This window comes from Pantoea sp. y20 (assembly GCF_054903455.1).
Genome location: NZ_CM142816.1, coordinates 3,144,026 through 3,163,859, shown reverse-complemented (window position 1 = coordinate 3,163,859; position 19,834 = coordinate 3,144,026). Strand labels below are relative to the sequence as shown.

The following is a 19,834-nucleotide window of genomic DNA, read 5'->3' as shown; positions in this document are numbered from 1 at the left end:
AACAGCGCAATTAATTGCGCCGCTACAAATCATTCAACAGTTTGAGTTACTGCGCGGTAGGCTTCACCATCGCATTGGCGCTTTTATGCTGCGCCAGATGTTGCTGCTGGAAAATGCACATGCGGATGGTGTTGCGGTATTCGCCGTTGATGAAAAATTCGTGCTTCAGTACGCCTTCCACCTCAAATCCCAGCTTGGTGTAGATATGCACCGCCTTCTTATTCTCTTCATCGACAATCAGATAGAGTTTGTAGAGATTCAGCACCGAAAAGCCGTAATCCATCGCCAACTTTGCCGCTTTGGTGGCTAAGCCTTTGCCCTGATGGGAAGGATCGATAATGATTTGAAACTCAGCGCGGCGATGCACGTGATTAATCTCGACCAACTCCACTAACCCGGCTTTGTGTCCATCATGCTCCACCACAAAGCGGCGCTCGGTTTGGTCATGGATATGTTTGTCATACAGGTCTGAAAGCTCGACAAACGCTTCGTACGGCTCTTCAAACCAGTAACGCATCACGCTGGCGTTGTTATCTAATTGGTGCACAAAGCGTAAATCTTCCCGCTCCAGCGGACGTAACTTAACCGTCATACGGTGTTCCTTGTTGTTGAATGTTGCTCCACGATGCGGCCCTGCGCCATACGCGCCGCGCGATCGCACATGTGATCGATCACATCCGGATCGTGGCTGACCAGCACCATGGTTAAACCATCTTTTTGCTTTAGATCGTTGAGCAGGTTGAGGATCTCGGCCTGCACCGACATGTCCAGCGCCGAGGTCGGCTCATCCAGCAGCAGGATCTTGGGTTCCAGCAGCAAGGCGCGCACAATCGCTACGCGCTGACGCTGACCGCCTGAAAGCTGATGCGGATAGCGATCCGCCAGCGCCGGATCGAGCCCGACATGGCGGAACCCGGCATTAATGCGGTCGTCGATGTTATCACGTTTGAGCATTTTCAGCGGTTCCGCCAGCGTGCGACGCAGGCGATGGCGCGGATGCAGCGAAGCGTAGGGATCCTGAAACACCATCTGCACATCGCGGCGCAGCTGGCCAGTAAACGCTTTGCCGGGCTGCACGGCGGTGCCCGCCAGCGACATGCTGCCGCTCCAGTGCGGATTCAATCCCGCCAGCACCCACAGCAGCGACGACTTGCCGCAGCCGGACGGGCCAACCAGACCAAAACACTCACCGGCCGCGACCTGCAGCGACACATCGTGCACCACGGTGCGCAGCTCGTAACCTTGCTTGTGCGAAACGCTGAGGTTCGCTAACTCAATCATAATTCTTCTCCAGCGCGGCACGATCCAGCACCGGCAAACGCTCGCCGTGCGTGGCTTTACTCGGACGACAGGCCCACAAGGTGCTGGTGTAAGGATGGCTGGCGTTGGAGAGTTCGGACGCCGGCAAGGTATCCAGCACGCGGCCCTGATACATCACCATCACACGTTCGCAGTGTTCGGAAACCTGTTGCAGATCGTGGCTGATCAGCAGCAAACCCATGTTGCGCTGCTCAACCAGACGACGAATCAGCGCCAGTACCTGATCGCGCATCGCGTGATCGAGCGCCGACGTAGGTTCATCGGCGATCAGCAGTTCAGGATCGGTGATCAGGGCGATCGCCAGCATCACGCGTTGCCCCATGCCGCCAGAAAGTTGATGCGGATAGCGTTTCATCAGCTGACGCGGGTCGGGCAAGCCCACCGCATCCAGCATCTCGCACACTTTCTCTTTACGTTCAGCGCGGCTCAATGTGTGGTGCAGCACCAGCGGTTCTTCCACCTGCCAGCCAATGGTGCGCGTGGGATTGAGCGCATATTTCGGATCCTGCATCACCATTGCCACTTTACTGCCGCGTAGCTGGATCCAGTCACGCTCGCGCAGGCTCAGCGCATCGGTGTCGACAATCTGCAAGCGATCGGCCTGCAAGTGCAGCGAAGGTGACAGCAAGCCCATCAGCGTACGTGCGGTGAGTGATTTACCGGAACCGGATTCACCCACCAGCGCCACGCGCTCGCGGCCAATTTGGAAGCCAATGTTATCGACCAGCAGCGCATCATCGCTGCGAATCGTCAGGCCTTGTACATCAATTAACAGATCATTTGGCATGACGAGTATCCAGTCGGTCACGCAGGCCATCGCCTGTCAGGTTAAACGCCAGGCTGGCGAACAGAATCGCGCCGCCGGGTGCGGCGGCAACCCACCATTGGTCGAAGATCACTTTACTGCCTTCTGCCACCATCGAACCCCATTCGGCGGTAGGCGGTTGCACGCCCATGCCAAGGAAGCCGAGGCCCGCCGCTGAAAGAATGATTCCGCCGAGGCTCAGCGCGGCACGTACCACCGCCGTTGGCATACACAGCGGCAGAATGTGGCCAAACATCAGGCGTAAACCGGTGATGCCCTGCATGCGCGCGGCGGCGAGGTAATCACTGCGGCGCAGCGCCAGCGTTTCTGCACGTGCCTGACGGGCAAACGGCGGCCAACTGGTGAGCGCCAGCGCCAGTGCGCCATTCATCAAGCCGGGGCCGAGCATAGCGACCAGCGCCAGCGCGATCACCAGATTCGGCAGTGACAGGAAGATATCGGTTATGCGCATCAACACGCGCTCGGTCCAGCCGCCCACGTAACCGGCGGTGATGCCGACCAGCAGGCCAACCGGAATGGTCAGCACCAGAATCAGTGACACCAGCAGCAGCGTGGGGCGCGCGCCGTAAATCACGCGTGACAGCAGATCGCGGCCAAAGCCATCGGTGCCAAACCAGTGCAGCGCCGACGGCGCCTGCAAACGCTGGGAGATAATCTGCGCATTGGGATCGAAAGGCGCCAGCAATGGCGCGAACAATGCCATCGCCACCACAATCAACACCAGCGTCAGGCCGATGGTAAGCGAGGTGACGCGCGCGCGTCGGCGGCGTGGACGCAGCGTTTCCAGTTCAGAGAGTTGTTGAGTCATCGGGTTCTCGGATCGGTTAACCAGGTCAGGGCATCGGCCAGCGCGTTGAGCAGAATAAAGCAGCTGCCAATCAGCAAGGTCGAGCCGAGAATCGCCGGTACATCAGAGGAAAACAGCGCGTTGGTCATGTAGCGACCGACGCCCGGCCAGGCAAATACCGTTTCGGTCAATACCGAACCTTCCAGCAGCGTGGCGTAGGAGAGGGCGATAACGGTAATCAGCGTGCCCAGCACGTTGGGGAAAATATGACGCAGCAAAATGCGGCCACGGCTGGCACCTTTCGCGCGCGCCAGCACCACATACTCTTTGCTGCTCTCTTCCAGCAGCGCCGCGCGCAGCAGGCGCGTAATGCCCGCCATTGCCAGCAGGCCGAGAATCACCACCGGCAGCCACAAATGGGCAATCGCATTGCGGAACATCTCGGGATCGCCGGACATCCAGCTATCAATCAGCACAAAGCCGGTTTTCGGCTCCAGCGTATAGATCCAGATGTCATCGAGCTGGCCCGGTCCGGCGGACCAGTGCAGCACGGCGTAAAACAGCAGCAAACCCAGCAAGCCGAGCCAGAACACCGGCACAGAGTAGCCGAGCAGCGAAACAAAACGCGCCACGTTATCGATGATGCTGCCCGGCTTCCACGCCGCCAGCAGCGCTAAGGCAATGCCGAACACTGCGGCAAAAATCATCGCGCAGGTGGCCAGCTCAATGGTGGCCGGGAAGGTACGCATCAGGTCGGCGCTGACCGGTTGATTGGTTAGATGCGATAAGCCGAGATCGCCGCGCGCCAGATGGCTGATATAGCGCCAGAACTGCACCAGCACCGGCTGATCAAGGCCGAGATCGTGGCGCACCTGCGCGTAGGTGGCTTCACTGGCGTGATCGCCAGCGATCTGTTGCACCGGATCGACAGGCGACAGGTGCGACAGCATAAAAGTGAACGCTAACAAACCGACCAACGTCACCAGCAGCGAAAGCAGGCTGGTGACGATATGGCTAACGCGTTGCCAGAGTGGCCGGGCGAACCCGGCCTGTGAAGCTGACACTGCCATTACTTAGAAACCTGCGAGTAATACACCATGTCCGGGTTGATGCCCTGCACATAGCCTTGCAGATTGTCGCGCAGCGCAATCAGGTTTTTCGCCTGCAAGCCAATCACGTACGGCGAGTTCTTCAGCACTTCACGCTGCATCGCCTGATAGAGTTCGACGCGCTTGTTGTTATCGCTCTCGGCGGTGGCGGCCAGCGTTTGCTTGTTCAGCTCCGGGATATGCCAGTCAGAACGGTAAGCCACGGTTTTGCTGCCATCTTCCGGGTTGTAAGCGAAGGACGCGGCGTTGGTGTTTGGATCGAAATAGTCTGCGCCCCAGGCGTTCAGAGTGGCTTCATATTTGTGCGCCTTCACGCGGGTGGAGACTTCAGAGCTCAGGCCAGGTTGCACTTCCACCTTCACGCCGCCTTTGGCAAAGCTGCCCTGCAGCGCCTGCGCGATGTCGAGGTAAGGCGGCTGATTGCTGGTGGAGAGCTTGAAGCTGACGTTGGTCAGACCGGCTTTCTTCAGAATCGCTTTGGCTTTCTCAGGATCGTAAGTGTACGGCGTGTCGTTGATTGCGCCGAGGAAGCCTTTCGGCAGGAAGGTCTGATGCACTTCGAACTGGCCTTTCAGCAGGTCGTTAGCGATACCTTTATAGTCGAACAGATAACGAGCCGCTTCCCACAGCGCCGGGTTCTTCAGCACCGGGTTTTCACCGATGTTGAACTGGATGTAATAGAGAGAAGCCATCGGAATCGCTTCGGTCTTCACGCCCGCTTTGCCTTTCAGCGAGGCGATCTGATCCGCACCGAGGTTACGCGCGATATCCACATCGCCCTGTTCCAGCAGCAGACGACGCGCAGCCGGTTCCGGTACGTTTTTGATCAGGATATTCTTCAGCTTCGGAGCGCCCGCTGGTGAAGTTGGGTTCGCGCTCAGCAGAATCGCTTCGTGCAGCACCACTTTACGAATCTGATACGGGCCGCTACCGGCAGAGTGAGTACCGAGCCATGCGTGGCCGAAGTCACCGTTCTTCGCGTTGGCCTGCGCGGTTTTCTCATCAACAATTGAAGAGACCGGCGCGGAGAGCAGGCTGAGCACATACGCCGGGCTGACGTTGGCGCTCCAGCTAATCTGTACGTGGTTGTCATCAACCTTCTTCAGGAAGGTATCGACGTTATCTTTATTCCAGCCGAGCTGGGTAAGAATAAAGGAGGGATCGAGATTGAGTTTAACCACGCGACCCAGCGAGAAGATCACATCTTCCGGACGCAGCGGATTACCGCTGGCGAACTGAGCACCTTTGCGCAGTTCAAATGTCAGGCTGCGATTATCGCTGCCCGCTTGCCAGGACGTGGCCAGCGTTGGCTGTAAATCGGTTGGATTGGTGGGATCGGACTGAACCAGGCGCTGATAAATGTTAGTGAACGCTTGCACCGTGGTCAGCTCAAAGCCCTGCGCGGGATCGAAGCTGTCGGCGTCATCGGTAGACTGGGCAATAACCAGCGTATCTTTCGGCGTCGCTGCCTGAACAGAGAAGGCGGCTACCAGCGATAACGCCAGCAGTGATGGAATAATTTTTTTCATGTTGTTTCCTTGCCTAAAAAAAGTAACGCGAGTTTACGAGAGCGCAGCAGTGAAGAATAGTCAATTTCAGGCTATGCATATGCATTAATGATCTAAGACGCATGGTTCAGTTATAAGGGGAAACCGCACAATCCGTAGCGGCGCAATTCATTGCGCAATGTGTGGACGGGCTTTGGGTGCAGGATCGTTAACGCAAAATCGCGCGATTAATCACGCCGCTACGGAATGTGCATGTGAGGTAATATCAACTCAACTGCAACGGAATATAAATGATGGGTGACTAACCGATAATTAACTTTACTTCGTTACTTGCCAGAATATAATGGCCGCAATTTCAAAGCAGGAGAGTTCAGTTGGACAGTCACCCTTTTAGTTGGCATCACAAGGCAAGCTGACGCGCGAACTTTTTTGTCGCTGCTTGCCAACACGGCGGGCAGCAATCCTCTCTTTTCTGATGATTGTTCCCTTTAAACGACATTGTAACGGGCCAAAGCCCGTGGGGATATCATCATGTACATGATTTTTAACACACTTTTCCCTCCACCTCGATACGCGCGCTGAACCTCAGCGTGCTGATTAGCGCTGCACATTAGACGGCTTTTCGCTGTTCGATTGCGTGGTGTTTACCTTCGTCTTTATTTATTACTCGTTATTTTTCGAGCGACTCTTTTCGTCTTTAATTTCCGGGAGGTGATATGGAAATTCCCGACAGGTTATTTTTAATTTAACAAACGCATTGCCGTTAATTTAATTTGTGTGCCTCGCACGCAGGGATTTTTATTGCCGTAATAAAGAGGAATGTCACTATGACTGACATGAAACTCAACCAGGACAAAAAAGCCTGGAACACTACGCGCCAGCCGCGTCAAAAAACACCGCGTTACCTGATTGAAGATGAAGCCGGTTTTACTGCCGACGAAACGCTGGTGCGTCTGCGCAGCGATGCGCTTGGCCTGAGTGAACGTGAAGCCGAGGCGCGCCTGGATGTATATGGCCGCAATCAGGTCGAACACGACAAAGCGCCACCGGCGTTGTTGCAGTTGCTGCAGGCATTCAACAATCCGTTTATCTATGTCCTGATGGCGCTGGCGCTGGTGAGCTTTTTCACTGATTTCTGGCTGCCGCTGCGCAACGGCGAGGAGACCGATCTGACCGGTGTCATCATCATTGTGACGATGGTAACGCTCAGCGGTTTGCTGCGCTTCTGGCAGGAGTTCCGTACCAATAAAGCGGCGCAGGCGCTGAAATCGATGGTGCGCACCACCGCCACGGTGCTGCGTCGTGAGTCAGCGCAGCAAGCGCCGCTCAAACAGGAAGTCGATATCGCCACGCTGGTGCCGGGTGACATCATCTATCTGTCGGCGGGGGATTTGGTGCCAGCCGATGTGCGGCTGCTGGATTCACGCGATCTGTTTATCAGCCAGGCGATTTTGACCGGCGAATCGTTACCGGTTGAGAAGTATGACGTCACCGGCCACGTCACCAGCAAAAGCAGCGGTGCCAGCGAACAGGGCACATCGCTGCTGGAACTGGGCAGCGTCTGCCTGATGGGCACCAACGTGTCCAGCGGCAGCGCCAAAGCGGTGGTAGTGGCAACCGGCAGCGAAACTTACTTCGGTAGCCTGGCGAAATCGATTGTGGGTAATCGCGCACAAACCGCCTTTGACCGCGGCGTCAACAGCGTGAGCTGGCTGCTGATCCGCTTCATGTTGGTGATGGTACCGGTGGTGTTGCTGATTAATGGCCTAACCAAAGGCGACTGGCTGGATGCTTCACTGTTTGCGCTGGCGGTAGCGGTAGGTTTAACGCCGGAAATGTTGCCGATGATCGTCAGCTCCAATCTGGCGAAAGGTGCCATCGCCATGTCGCGGCGTAAAGTGATCGTCAAACGTCTGAATGCGATTCAAAACCTCGGCGCGATGGATATTCTTTGCACCGACAAAACCGGCACGCTGACGCAGGACAACATCATTCTGGAGCATCATCTGGATTGTGCTGGCGTGGAGAACTCACGCGTACTGATGCTGAGCTGGCTCAACAGCCACTATCAAAGCGGCACGCTGAATCTGATGGATCGCGCCATTTTGCAGTACGGCAAAAACCGCGTCAGCGAAGCGGTGAGTGATACCTATATCAAAGTGGATGAGCTGCCATTTGATTTCATTCGCCGTCGCGTCTCGGTGGTGGTGCGCGATCGTCGTCTCAATCAACAGATGCTGATTTGTAAAGGCGCGGTGGAAGAGATGCTGAGCATCGCGACTGCCGAGCGTGAAGGCAAACTGGTGCAGCCGCTGAACGAAACGCGTCGTGCAGAACTGCTGGCGCTGGCACATCAATACAATGAGCAGGGTTTTCGCGTGCTGCTGGTGGCGAGCCGCGTGCTGGCGGAGCCAGGTTTACAGCAGCCGCTGAGCGTGGCGGATGAGCAAGGCTTAACGGTAGAAGGGCTGCTGACCTTCCTCGATCCACCGAAAGAGAGCGCCGCCAAAGCCATCGGCGCGCTGCGCGACAATGGCGTTAGCGTCAAAGTGCTGACCGGTGATAATCCGGTGGTGACCGCGCGCATTTGCCAGCAGGTTGGCATCGACAGCGGCGCGATCGTCACCGGCGACCAAATTGCCCTGATGAGCGACGAGCAGTTGGCAGACGCCGCCGCACAGAGTTCGGTATTCGCTAAACTCACGCCGCTGCAGAAATCACGCATCCTGCGCGCGCTACAGCAACAGGGCCACACCGTTGGCTTCCTCGGCGACGGGATTAATGATGCGCCGGCGCTGCGTGATGCCGATGTGGGGATTTCCGTCGATAGCGCGGCGGACATCGCTAAAGAGTCCTCCGATATCATCCTGCTGGAAAAAGATTTGATGGTGCTGGAAGAGGGCGTAATGAAGGGACGCGAAACCTTCGGCAACATCATTAAGTACCTGAACATGACCGCCAGCTCGAACTTCGGCAACGTGTTCTCGGTGTTGGTGGCGAGCGCCTTTATTCCGTTCCTGCCGATGCTGGCGATTCATCTGCTGATTCAGAACCTGATGTACGATCTGTCCCAACTGGCGCTGCCGTGGGACAAAATGGACCGCGAGTTCCTGCGTAAACCGCGTAAATGGGACGCGCGTAATATCAAACGCTTTATGCTGTGGATTGGGCCAACGTCGTCGATTTTCGATATCACCACTTTCGCGCTGATGTGGTACGTGTTCGCAGCGAATACGCCAGAAATGCAGTCGCTGTTCCAGTCCGGCTGGTTTATTGAAGGCTTGCTTTCGCAGACGCTGGTGGTGCATATGCTGCGCACGCAAAAGATTCCGTTTATCCAGAGCCGTGCGGCGCTGCCGGTGCTGCTGACCACTGCGTGTGTGATGATCGCCGGCATTCTGCTGCCGTTCTCACCGCTGGGCGCGATGGTGGGATTGGTGCCGCTGCCATGGTCTTACTTCCCATGGCTGGTGGCAACGCTGCTCGGGTATTGCGTGGTCGCGCAGGGCATGAAAATGCTCTACATCAAGCGCTTTGGTCAGTGGTTTTAAACACATGGAGGTGAAATGCGTAACCGCAATCTCAATAAGGTGGTGTTTCACCTGATAATGATGATGGTTGTCATGGTGGTGTTAACGCTGGTGTTTCGTTAATGAAAAAAGGGCAGGATTTCCTGCCCTTTTCTTTACTCTTCGTCGGGCTGATAATACTGCACGCCGATCTCAATGCGCTCGCGGCCGCTAGCTACACGATGGCGATTGCTGTCGCGCAGCGAATAGATGCAGCCGCAATACTCCTGCTGATAGAAACGTTCGCGCTTGCTGATCTCAATCATGCGTGACGAGCCGCCACCTTTCCGCCAGTTAAATTCCCAGTAGAGCATATCGGGATAGTGCGCCGCCGCGCGCACGCCGCAGTCGTTAATCTGCTGCATATTCTTCCAGCGCGAAATGCCGAGTGAACTGGTGATCACCGGGAAACCGTTTTCATGTGCATACAGCGCGGTGCGTTCAAAGCGCATGTCGAAACACATGGTGCAGCGCACGCCACGTTCCGGTTCCCACTCCATGCCACGTGCCCGCTCAAACCAATTGTCTTTATCATAATCGGCATCAACAAAGGGCACGCCAAACTGCTCGGCAAAGCGGATATTCTCCTCTTTACGCAGCTCATACTCTTTCAGCGGATGAATGTTTGGGTTGTAGAAGAAGATGGTGTAATCGATGCCGGAAGCCAGCATCGCTTCCATCACTTCGCCCGAGCAGGGCGCACAGCAGGAGTGCAACAGGACTTTATTATGACCGTTGGGTAAGGGCAGCGGCTGGCGGGTAAAGGTGTCAGACATGAGCATTATTGGTTAATGGAGTGTTGGGTAAAGTCTAAGGGGATAGCGTTAAAGATGCAAAGTTGAGGGAAAACAGGCAATAAAAAAAGGCCGCAAACGCGGCCTCTGGATTGAGCGAAGAAAGTTATTCAGTCACTTTCTTCTTCAGATCGCTGGCACCTTCTTTAGTTTTATTCCAGCCTTTCTGCGTGCCTTCTTTGGTGGCATCCCAACCTTTCTCAGAGCCTTCTTTGGTTTTGTTCCAGGCTTTCTGCGTACCTTCGCTGGCTTTGCTGGTCAGGTTATCGCTTTTGCCTTCTGCCGCATGCTTCGCTTTCAGCTGCTGCTCTTTACCTTCGTTCTGCGCCTGATGCAGTTTTTCTTTGGCGGTGTTCGCACCGGCCTGCGCGTTAGCGACAGTTTCATCAGTTGCATGTGTGGTCGCGGCAAAAGCCGAAGATGCCATCAGAATGGCTGACAGTGCAATAATGGTCTTTTTCATAATTCCCTCTTTCATGAAATTTGTCGTCTCAGGTAATCATCCTGGCACAGGCCGGGATGGAAAGATTTAAGAATAAACCAGGAATGAAAAAGGTCTAGTTTCGCTGGCAAAATCACCAGTAGATAGCATTTTAGGTTGTTGCAAGAAGGGATAAGAGCCACCTGAGCGGTGGCTCTGCAATATTAATCTGCTATCTGCCTGGCGCAGCATAGCAGTGGCGCAACGTGCAACGGTTGCGTACCGAGGTTGGCAATCAGGGATTGAACGTTACGCTGGTAACGTTGTGGAATCCGGGTGGCAATAAACACGCGATAGTCGAGGCGTTTATCGCCAGCCTGCCTGAGCTGTGGAGCCGCCTCTACTCTTCGTCGCGCTCTTTAGCGGCGCGCTGACGATCATAGAACTCATCTTCGGCGGCGATGATCTCATCCATCAATGAGTTCATATCCACTTCATGCACCTCTTCTACGAAGAGACCGGTGAGCGGCGTTTCTGGCGTCAGCTTTCCATCTTCATATAACTGCCAGATCTCTTTCGCATAGCGCGTTTGCAAAATCTGCGGAGCATATTGCCCGTAATAGGCGGTGATGTTGTTCACATCGCGCTCAAACATCGATTCAGCGTGGTTGTTTGCCGCGGCATCAACCGCTTGTGGCAAGTCGATAATCACCGGTCCGTTGGCATCCTGCAGCACGTTGAATTCCGACAGATCGCCATGAACAATGCCGGCGCACAGCATGCGCACGATATTGCGGATCATGGTATCGAAATCCTTAAGGGCGTTCTCTTCAGTCAGGAACACATCGCTCAGGCGTGGCGCAACCAGACCTTCTGCGTCTGTGACCAGCTCCATCAACAAAACGCCGTCGATGCAAATGTAGGGCTGCGGGACGCGTACGCCAGCATGCGCCAGGCGGAATAACGCATCAACTTCCGCGCTTTGCCAGGTCTCTTCTTGCTGCTTGCGCCCGAATTTCGACCCTTTTTGCATCGCACGTGAATTACGGCTGTTGCGCACTTTGCGCCCTTCCTGATAATGCACAGCCTGCTTGAAACTTCGTTGTGTGGCGTCCTTGTACACTTTGGCACACTGGATTTTGCCGCCCGTTAACACGGTATAAACGTCAGCTTCTTTGCCGCTTCTTAGTCTTTGTAGTACTTCATCTACCAGGCCATCATCAACGAGAGGCTGGAGTCGGTTTGGGATTTTCATGCGAGTCGCCTTGAAAGAGTCCAGATACAAAAAAGCCCGTAAGGCTTGCGCCATACGGGCTCTTAGGACTTCATCGAATGACTCTGGTGATCATCGATGGAGAATTTTGGTGGGCTGGCGGAGTTTGAACACAATCCGCAAGCTCATGTATTTAGGTGACTTTATCTAATTCAACTTTGTATTGTGTACCTAAACGTGTACCAATTATTAGATCTCATACCCCGGAACGGCAGGACAATGATAACGAATGCACGGCGCTAAATCCAAAATAAAATGATTTTTGGGAAAAGTGTTCACACTGTTCACTTTTGGTTTTTATGGATTAATTTCAATGTCATAGGTGGTGAATGGTTTGAGGTAGGATGTACACTAGTGTGCACTAAGAGTGACCACTTTCGTGAGTTGATTGATAAGCGACTGAAGCACAGTTTATGCGATGTGATTCTATCAAGCGCTTTGTACTGGCAATTGTCAGCTCAGCACCATAAGTAGACTTCTTAAATTTTACGGCACGTGTAATAAGTGCAGGGCTGCTTGAGTGGATTTTTACATTAGCCAACGTAAGACTAGTATGTTTCGCGTTGCTAAGATGCTTTACACTAACGTTCACTGAGTGATAAGTGAGCTCTGATTTACCTAAGTTACATTTGTCGAAATATATTATGGTTTAACTGGCCATCTCATCATTGTGAGTGGTTATTAGTAACACTGTCTAAGAATGGATGTGGAATGATCAATCAAAATGTTATAGATGGACTTGCATGGTTGTATTCTATTTTTGATATAAAGTTGCTAACTTTAATCGCTGCAGGTTTTACGATTTACTTCGGATACCAGAAAGTAACAAGAAAAATATGTGTGTCATATAGTCTAAGTACAGGAAGGTTGTACAACTCACATTTAACAAACTTTGTCATTTCAAATAAGCGAGATAACACAGTTATTATTTCCTCAATAAACATGAGGATTGGTGGTAAAGGTAGCATTGAAATAATAAAATTTGAAGAACCACTAGTCTTAAAAGGCTATGAAGCTAAATTGATCGTTATACCTAAATATAGTGAGATTTATGATCAAAATGGCTCGGTTTCGATTGGTATTTCTGAGGAACTTTTCTTTTCTGTGATTACTGGAGGCGGAGATATCATCGGTTGCGATGTGGAAAGCGCGCTAACATTAAAGAGCTTAGAAAACCGCCTATATAAAAAAGTGGTAACTTTCAATGACATAGTTTTGACGAAAAGAATGGGGTTCATATTCACTTATCGAATTAAAGATAAAACTATAGATGTAATTTTCGATAAATTTGGTTTCATAACAGGATATTCTCCATTTAAATTTAACATGTTCACGGAAATGTCAGGTGAATCATTTGAGTTTTTTCTAATATCAAATGGTTATCATGAGCACTATGATGATTACGCTCTATTCGAAGTGCAAGATAATCTAGATGCAATTTTAATATTGAGTAAATATAAGGTTCAGGAAAAATTAAAAGATAAAAGTGATGTTAGAGTTGATTCGGTTTAATTAAATTTCCACGTAAGTATATGCATGTGAAATGATATAATTTATATTGGTATGAGTTTCTATAATTTCAATTGCACGACTTCGCCTTACAATGTGATTTACTTGTTTTTAGATTATTTTACACATTAGCTAAGGTTATTGCTTACATATAAGTTATAGTTTAGATGATTGGATTTTTTTTATGATTTTAGCACTAAATTTTTCACATAGAGAATTTATAAAAAGAGGCTCAACACTTACACAATATGATAGGTATCCTTGAAGATATTTTTTCTTTTCAATTGTTAGTTGATCCCATTTGTATACTAAGCTTCTAATCTCTCGTTTCTTATCTCTACCAATCGATATGTTGCCAGCATTCGTAATTGTAAGTCCAGTTACCATCATCCTACTTTTTTTGGATGAATGTTTAGTTTTCGATGAATTAATTATTAAGTTTTTTGGATATTCTAATAAGCGCAGTATATGAATTATTCTTTGAGGCATGCTTCTTAAAATATCAGGCGTATTAGTGGACAGATAAATATCATCGGCATATCTCGTATAAGTAATACTTTGCTGGCTGCAAATTGAGTCGATAATTCTATCCAGTTTATTACAAATTAAATTAGATAACATTGGAGACGTAACAGCACCCATGGTAAGTCTGCCATTGTAACAAACTAGTTTTAGGAAAATTTCTTTATCATATTCATTCCAATCAGGATGGATTTTATTTTCCATCATGAATGACAAAATGTCATTGTGTGTAATTGACTTAAAAAAATCCACGAAATCAAGGCGGAGGAGGTATTTATTATTTTTGTGTTTTTCGGCGTTATTTTTAACTGAAGCACCCTCTAAGTAAGCTGTAGATGCTGGATGTACTGGCAGCTTAACTAAAAAATCATCATGAATTACTCGTTGTAATAATTTTAGTTCTTTATGTGGTTGATAAACAACTCTTGTGCCACCATTTTTTTTGGGCACGCTGAATTTGTTATAATTTTCACTAGCGGCATCAGCAAGTTCACAGATAAAATTCTCAGTTAAAATAAGACTATCTGAAAGATGTTCAATTAACATTCTTCATTACCTTCCCCAATTCGCTTTTAAAAGCTGGTATCATTATCAAATCTGACAGTGCTCTTGCCCTGCTTTTCAGTATTTTACTCAATAGTTTTTTGGTGGAATCATGATTGAAAAATTTATCAAAATCAACGCACGAGTAATACAACTCACTTCCAATCTGTGTTTTCTTAAATAATCCTAAAGCGATTCCAAGAGATAGCATGAATCTAATATTATTTTTGTTTCTATCCTTCAGTCCAATAATGTTAGAGCTCAGTTTTGCTATTTCTGTTGTCCCAATAGGACCAAGAGACGCAATTACATATAATAAGAAGAAAAGAAGAACTTTCGGTGAGTATTGATAGTCACCATGAAGATTATTTTTCGATACGGAAGATCTTGTTTTTCTGGTTAGTCTCTCATTAATTTGAGGAATGCATGTTAGAATTGTTTTAAAATCAGTGTAGATTGTTGGTTTAAATTTCGAGTCATTATTTACCCACATTACTGGGCCTGTGTTAATGAAGGAGTTGTGTCTCTCAAACTGTTTATCTAAAATAGGTAGCAACTTCTTTCTTAAGCTTGTGCTTAATGAAAATGCACCTAATTCAGCCACAGTTCCAAAGCTCTCAACTAATATAATTACAATGTCGGAAATATCTGCCAGCCACTCTTCTAAAGCTAGCGCATTTACATTCTTTGAGTTGTCACTACTACTAATTAAATCCCAAGCAAGTTCAGCACGAAATGTAAGATATTCCTTGTGATGTTTTCTAATATAACTTTCTAAAATCCCGCGGTTTTTACAGTTTTTTTCTTCACCACCACAAATAAAAAGGATCTTTGGTAACGAATAACTTAACTGCGTTAGTTCACTTGCTGAGAAGTTAGCAACGAAATCCTTACGAGCATTCAGATATTTTGGATGTTTTGACCACATCAAAAGAGCCCTTACACAGGTTACGAGGCGCAAGATCGCGAGGTGGCACGAGGACAGCCGTCCTCGTGACGCCTCGCGTTCTTGCGACGAGAAACCAAACAATAGCAACGGGTCGGATATGCACCAACCACAAGAAATGCCGAAGCACTTCCAAACTAAGGGTTGACAAGAAAATATCATCAATTTTACAAATTCGAAAGCGAAAAAAATAATTTCCGGCAATAGTTTTCATTCTGCTCACTCACTTATTAAATTATATTAATCAATAAATTAATAAGTGAGTGGTGTCATTACAGGTGTGCATTAGTACGCACTTAAGTTGATTCGGAGTTAAAAAAAACCGGCCTAAGCCGGTTTGTGCAGGATGAAATTATCAGGCACTACATGCTGGCAACCAATCTGCCTCGCTGTCCTCATGTAACGTGAGGTTGGTCTGGATGCCATTATTCGTTCTGCGCTTTAGTAACACGCGTTCGTACTCTTTCAGCGTCTGTGGCACAGCCTGGCCGAAAGCTGTCAGGCTAAGCGGATGCTGATGCCCACGCGATTCCATAAACGACAGATACGCATGATAGAGATAGCGCTTTGGGTTAATCGGGCGAATGTTGGCGTTGCCGATAAACAGCCCATTAGGCGCGCTTAGCGGCATCAGGTAGCCACAGAAATCAACCAGCGGATCGGCCTGTCGCTTGATCTCCAGTGCTTCGCCGGATGATTGTTGCGCCTGTAACAACTCGCGCGCTTCATCCGGTGACGCGAATCGCTGCATCAGGTGACGAACAATCACGGCCAGCTCGTTGCTGATTTTATCCAGCAGCTTTGGGTCGCGTTCTTTCGCCGGTATTACTTCCGGGAACGTCAGGATCACCCGGCGACGCGACACGCCGCCGCTGCGGTCGCTGAAACGCATAGGATTGTTGTTCACCGCCAAAATAACCGCCGGGATTTGAGTTGAGTACGGATCGCGATACTTGGGATCTATAGCTACCGCATCGCCGCCAGTAATCGCTTTGATGCCCGCGCCGTCGCCGCTCCATTTCTCCTGATCGGGCAGAATTATCAGCGAGAATCCAACCACGCTGGCGCGTTCGCGTGATGATTCTAGTGTGTCGATGGTGGCTGACGTGGTGTTATCCCGGCCAGCGAGTAGCGTGGCGATCGAGGCTAATACGCTTTTCCCGCTTCCACCTGGACCAGTTACCTCCAGGAACATCTGCCAGTCATATCGGTTTGCCAGCACCATAAATAATGCCGCGAGGATGCGCTCCTGCTTATCGTCATTGTTTCCGGCCGCCCGCGTTAACCAGCGGTAAAAGTTTGGCGCGTGGTCTGCGAGATTTTCACCGGTGCGCGGCGCGGAGTAATCAACGCTGTTTACCGTACGCAGCCAGTTCTCGCGGCGGTGAAGGCTGAATGTGCCGTTGGTCGTATCAAATACCCCGTTTCGGAAACCAATCAGGCGGCGTGCCGGTTCGCCCATCTGCGGAACCATCAGTTTGAGCGTATCGAGCACGCTGCCAATTCCGGCCGCTGAAAACGGTGCCCGCACCTTCTGAAACAGCCCGGCGATTTCACGACGCAGCGTCTGCACCGGCATCACCTGCCACGCGCCGTTCTCATAACGGCAGATTTCCTCTCCAACGGGCGGAACGGCCAGCGCCTGCCCGTAGTGATCGACCAGAAGCTCAGCTTTTTCGCTGGCGCTCATGGCTTTAAGGTCGGCTTCGCTCACCGACTCAAACGGGCTTGGCTTATGAGGTTGAGCGAAGGCGGTAAGTAGCGCCTGCGTCGCGATGTCGCCCTGTGCCTGCCAGACGTCGTTCCAGTCGCCGGTTTCCGGCGGTAAAGCGGCCTTGCCCTTACAGGCTTTCGCGGCTTCCTCCGCCTTTAACTGGCCTGTGCCGTTGTCGTCGCGATCGGAGGCAATCAGTATGAGCGCATCAGGATTGGTTTTGCGAAGCTGCGCGGCAAGTGCCGGCAGATTATTGGCGCTGAGCGCCACATAAACCGGTTGCCCGGTCAGGCGCTGCACCGTCAGGCCGGTTGCATAACCTTCGGTGAGCCACAGCGTTTTGCTGTCAGGTTCGCCTGCAAGGTGATAAGCGCCTTTCACCTGTCCGCCGGGCAGGGTGCGCTTGTCGCCAGCGGCGCTGATTAGCTGGATGTTAACGGCGTTGCCGATTTCGTCGGTCAGCGGCACAAGCAGATCGCCAACTGCAAAACTGATACCGCCACAGCGGAAACTGGCAGCCAGCGTTAACGCCTGAGTGCTGTGCAGCCCTTTCGATAAAAGGTAGGCGTTATCCGTGCGGCTGACGGCGGCGGCGAGCAACTTCTGCGCCCGCGCGGCGGCCTCAGATTGTGCGACTGCTTTATCAATTGTGTTCACCGGTGCTTTTGATACCGGTGGCAGCGCGCCGAGCATATCGGCGATTTTGATTGCCGCCTCTTTGGCGCTGACGTCGAGCGCCTTTTCGACCAGATTCAGGCCGTCACCGGCTCCACACTGATTACAGTGCCACGTCCCGCGCCCGTCCTGATTATCAAAGCGGAAACGATCTTTACCACCGCAAACCGGGCATGCGCCGTGTCTGCCGCTGGCGTGAATGCTGATGCCCAGCGCGGGCAGCAGTTGCGGCCAGAATCCGGCGGCCGCTTTTACCGTGTCAGAGACAATGTGTTTCATCTGCAGGATCTCCCTCAGTGCAACGTGGCGCGGCGAGTTGCGGCAAGCTGGCTGCAAAATAGTTCATCCATCATGGTCGCGCCAAGTCGAGTCAGGCGCGGCGGCGCGGTCAGCAGGTCAGGTTCAACCATATCGCCCAGCATGGTGCAGGCCATTTCCATTCCGGCTTCTGCGCCGTGGCGACGAACGTAAAATCCTTCCAGCTCGAGCGCGATGGTCATCTGTAGCTCGTCGAGCGTTGCCGAAACGGTGATGCCCAGCGTTGTGCAGGCATTGAGATAACCCTGCGCCAGTGCGCGACGGTAAACGGCAGTGCGGACTTCAACAGGTAAGCAGGAATTATTAGCGGTCATCATGGCGAGCCTCCGTGGCAAGAATCAGGGAATCACAGGTTTCAACAACTTTACCGAGCTGGTCGGTAAGAAGGGCGACGACAGAAGCCAGCGCGGCGCTGTCTGGCACGCAGCTTTGAGCGCTGAGGCAATGAACAGAATCGAACATATCAAGCACAGTTACGCCGACGGAATGAGCATGCAGAAGGCGCAGATAATCGGCGTGTGGAATTGAATAGGTGCTGTTGCTGTTGGTGCGAGCGGCAAGAGTATTCATGCAGTCACCGCCTGTACCGGCACGCGGCCAGCGAAGCACAGGACATAGTCACGAATGAAGTTGGCACGGGCTGTGCGCTCGTCTTTCGCCGCATAGCGCAGCATGCAGGGGCGGGCAGCGCGGTCGGTCCGGCGCACGGCGGCGAAAATAAAGGTGAATTCAGGGCGAGAGGCGGTAAGAACCATCGTCATGATGACAATCTCCAATAAGTAGCTTTTACAGCTACCACCAGAGTTCCTACGCTCAAGGGTGGTAGCCCAGACGGGGGTAGGAATACCGGCCTTATTGGAAACCGGCCAGCCCGAAGGCTGCCCCGCCTGAGCCACCATTATTTTGACAGCACAACGGCATAAGAACCGCTGCGCTAAAAAATGGCGCACTAAGGCAGCGACGTAAAAAAACACGCATGGCGCGTGTTGTGTCGCCAATAAGTAACACGGGTTCCTACGCCCGGCTGCCGATTTTGCGACAGCGCGAAAACTGTATAACGGCTGCTCGCCAGAGAAAAGGCTTTTTTCGTTCATTAGTACGTTTTCCTTAGCAATCGGTCAGGACTTGATCGGACTGCTGCGGATTTGATCGGCGCTTGCTGTCAGCTTTTCCCGTTATGAGTTTTCCCGCCTGAGCTTTTTTGCCCAGAACCGAAATATGGCCGTGCATCCCGCTGTTAAAAGAAGGTGAGGTTGCAGGCTTATCACTGAGTGCGTTTGTGAGGCTTTCAGCAATGAAGGCAGATTCATCTTTGGTCAGTGGAAATGAGCTGGTGTTGAAATTCAGCGTGATCATGCTCCACCTCCGGCTCGCTGTGCGATGCGTGATTGCATCCAGCCATCAATTTCAGAGGCCAGCCAGGCAACGTTTTTACCACCGAGGGAAATCTGTGACGGAAACTGTTCACGGCTGATTAAGTCATAAATAGTTGAGCGGGACAGGCCGCAGCTGTTGAGCACTTCTGGTAGGCGCATAAAGCGATCGCGGGGATAGGAAACATCACCAGTGTTAGGCGTTGTTGGGGTTGAAGCGGATGAAACTGCGTGCATGGTGTTACCTCATAATGAGTCCGGCCGGTGCTGCCCGGTTCCGGGTGTGTCTTCAGGTAACTCCCTATTTTGAGAATATTTTACTTAATGTAAACAACCCCTTGCACGGTGGTCTCTAGCTAAAAAGTGATCAAAAATTCATCAGTTGGTTAATATAGGTCAATATAGGTCAATATAGGTGTTTGAGTGCTTTCAGTGCCTTTATTAAGAAGTAAAAACAATTTATTTCAATTAATTAATAGGAAAAAACTATGAAAAAGGCTTGCCAGAAAAAGGCTGGATTTATAAAAGCAGTGAAGACCAGTGAACACTGAGTGAAGACTTTACCCATAAGTGTTCACTACTTTAGTTGCTGTATTTACTGCCTTTTTTCTTTAGTGAACAGTAGTG

Annotated in this window: 20 protein-coding genes; 3 read left to right on the top strand and 17 right to left on the bottom strand. The window is 51.3% G+C overall.

Translation table 11 applies throughout. The annotated features are described in order from the left end of the window. Positions 1-46: 46 nt before the first annotated feature. Genes speG through ACYAC5_RS14740 form a run of 6 tightly spaced genes read right to left on the bottom strand, consistent with a single transcriptional unit; the run spans position 47 to position 5,571 of the window. Complete coding sequence (speG, locus tag ACYAC5_RS14765; protein ID WP_008101618.1) at positions 47-592, bottom strand: spermidine N1-acetyltransferase; 546 nt, start codon at positions 590-592, stop codon at positions 47-49. Then, complete coding sequence (locus tag ACYAC5_RS14760) at positions 589-1,281, bottom strand: ABC transporter ATP-binding protein (protein WP_137386313.1); 693 nt, start codon at positions 1,279-1,281, stop codon at positions 589-591. The genes speG and ACYAC5_RS14760 overlap by 4 nt, the downstream gene beginning before the upstream one ends. Further along, entirely contained in the window at positions 1,274-2,107 is an 834-nt protein-coding gene (locus ACYAC5_RS14755; protein WP_462061959.1) for an ABC transporter ATP-binding protein, read from the bottom strand. The genes ACYAC5_RS14760 and ACYAC5_RS14755 overlap by 8 nt, the downstream gene beginning before the upstream one ends. Continuing rightward, positions 2,097-2,954 (bottom strand): ABC transporter permease, encoded by an 858-nt coding sequence (locus ACYAC5_RS14750; protein WP_008101592.1) that lies wholly within the window; start codon positions 2,952-2,954, stop codon positions 2,097-2,099. The genes ACYAC5_RS14755 and ACYAC5_RS14750 overlap by 11 nt, the downstream gene beginning before the upstream one ends. Further along, positions 2,951-4,003 (bottom strand): ABC transporter permease, encoded by a 1,053-nt coding sequence (locus ACYAC5_RS14745; RefSeq protein WP_110868285.1) that lies wholly within the window; start codon positions 4,001-4,003, stop codon positions 2,951-2,953. Before ACYAC5_RS14745 ends, ACYAC5_RS14750 begins: the two co-directional genes overlap by 4 nt. Beyond that, positions 4,003-5,571: an ABC transporter substrate-binding protein gene (locus ACYAC5_RS14740; protein ID WP_462061958.1), complete on the bottom strand. Its 1,569-nt coding sequence runs from the start codon at positions 5,569-5,571 to the stop codon at positions 4,003-4,005. Before ACYAC5_RS14740 ends, ACYAC5_RS14745 begins: the two co-directional genes overlap by 1 nt. An 806-nt stretch (positions 5,572-6,377) precedes the next feature. Here ACYAC5_RS14740 and mgtA point away from each other — a divergent pair. Beyond that, positions 6,378-9,101: a magnesium-translocating P-type ATPase gene (gene mgtA / locus ACYAC5_RS14735; RefSeq protein WP_462061957.1), complete on the top strand. Its 2,724-nt coding sequence runs from the start codon at positions 6,378-6,380 to the stop codon at positions 9,099-9,101. Positions 9,102-9,235: 134 nt separating this feature from the next. Here the strand turns inward: mgtA and ACYAC5_RS14730 are convergent, their stop codons facing one another. Further along, positions 9,236-9,895 carry an epoxyqueuosine reductase QueH gene (locus ACYAC5_RS14730; RefSeq protein ID WP_008101584.1) on the bottom strand — a complete coding sequence of 220 codons (660 nt, stop codon included), beginning with the start codon at positions 9,893-9,895 and terminating at the stop codon, positions 9,236-9,238. Between the two features lie 124 nt (positions 9,896-10,019). Continuing rightward, complete coding sequence (locus ACYAC5_RS14725; protein WP_110868297.1) at positions 10,020-10,376, bottom strand: hypothetical protein; 357 nt, start codon at positions 10,374-10,376, stop codon at positions 10,020-10,022. Between the two features lie 224 nt (positions 10,377-10,600). Between ACYAC5_RS14725 and ACYAC5_RS14720 the strand changes: the two genes are divergently transcribed. After that, on the top strand, positions 10,601-10,768 hold the full coding sequence (locus ACYAC5_RS14720) for a hypothetical protein (RefSeq protein WP_192411362.1): 168 nt from the start codon (positions 10,601-10,603) through the stop codon (positions 10,766-10,768). Here the strand turns inward: ACYAC5_RS14720 and ACYAC5_RS14715 are convergent. Next, entirely contained in the window at positions 10,735-11,589 is an 855-nt protein-coding gene (locus ACYAC5_RS14715) for a PA4780 family RIO1-like protein kinase (RefSeq protein WP_309833593.1), read from the bottom strand. The two genes, ACYAC5_RS14720 and ACYAC5_RS14715, sit on opposite strands and share 34 nt — an antisense overlap. A gap of 729 nt (positions 11,590-12,318) precedes the next feature. On the opposite strand from ACYAC5_RS14715, the gene ACYAC5_RS14710 reads away from it, so the two are divergent. Next, positions 12,319-13,119, top strand: coding sequence for a hypothetical protein (locus ACYAC5_RS14710; protein ID WP_462061956.1), 801 nt, complete (start codon positions 12,319-12,321; stop codon positions 13,117-13,119). 153 nt (positions 13,120-13,272) lie between these two features. Here ACYAC5_RS14710 and ACYAC5_RS14705 read toward each other — a convergent pair whose 3' ends face one another. The 8 genes from ACYAC5_RS14705 to ACYAC5_RS14670 all read right to left on the bottom strand — a co-directional run bounded on the left by ACYAC5_RS14705 (position 13,273) and on the right by ACYAC5_RS14670 (position 19,444). After that, the gene (locus tag ACYAC5_RS14705; protein ID WP_462061955.1) at positions 13,273-14,184 is read right to left on the bottom strand and encodes a retron St85 family RNA-directed DNA polymerase; all 912 of its coding nucleotides are present in this window, start codon (positions 14,182-14,184) and stop codon (positions 13,273-13,275) included. Then, on the bottom strand, positions 14,174-15,109 hold the full coding sequence (locus ACYAC5_RS14700) for a retron St85 family effector protein (RefSeq protein WP_462061954.1): 936 nt from the start codon (positions 15,107-15,109) through the stop codon (positions 14,174-14,176). Before ACYAC5_RS14700 ends, ACYAC5_RS14705 begins: the two co-directional genes overlap by 11 nt. Positions 15,110-15,482: 373 nt before the next feature. Beyond that, on the bottom strand, positions 15,483-17,795 hold the full coding sequence (locus ACYAC5_RS14695) for a primase-like DNA-binding domain-containing protein (RefSeq protein WP_462061953.1): 2,313 nt from the start codon (positions 17,793-17,795) through the stop codon (positions 15,483-15,485). A gap of 14 nt (positions 17,796-17,809) precedes the next feature. Next, complete coding sequence (locus ACYAC5_RS14690; RefSeq protein ID WP_143789980.1) at positions 17,810-18,151, bottom strand: DUF5375 family protein; 342 nt, start codon at positions 18,149-18,151, stop codon at positions 17,810-17,812. Further along, positions 18,138-18,404, bottom strand: a complete 267-nt coding sequence (locus ACYAC5_RS14685) for a hypothetical protein (RefSeq protein WP_034896822.1) — start codon at positions 18,402-18,404, stop codon at positions 18,138-18,140. The genes ACYAC5_RS14690 and ACYAC5_RS14685 overlap by 14 nt, the downstream gene beginning before the upstream one ends. Continuing rightward, positions 18,401-18,928 carry a host cell division inhibitor Icd-like protein gene (locus ACYAC5_RS14680; RefSeq protein WP_462061952.1) on the bottom strand — a complete coding sequence of 176 codons (528 nt, stop codon included), beginning with the start codon at positions 18,926-18,928 and terminating at the stop codon, positions 18,401-18,403. Before ACYAC5_RS14680 ends, ACYAC5_RS14685 begins: the two co-directional genes overlap by 4 nt. A gap of 13 nt (positions 18,929-18,941) precedes the next feature. Then, complete coding sequence (locus ACYAC5_RS14675) at positions 18,942-19,190, bottom strand: hypothetical protein (RefSeq protein ID WP_462061951.1); 249 nt, start codon at positions 19,188-19,190, stop codon at positions 18,942-18,944. Next, a complete protein-coding gene (locus tag ACYAC5_RS14670) occupies positions 19,187-19,444 on the bottom strand; it encodes a helix-turn-helix transcriptional regulator (RefSeq protein WP_462061950.1) in 258 nt (85 codons plus the stop codon). The genes ACYAC5_RS14675 and ACYAC5_RS14670 overlap by 4 nt, the downstream gene beginning before the upstream one ends. Positions 19,445-19,834: the final 390 nt, after the last annotated feature.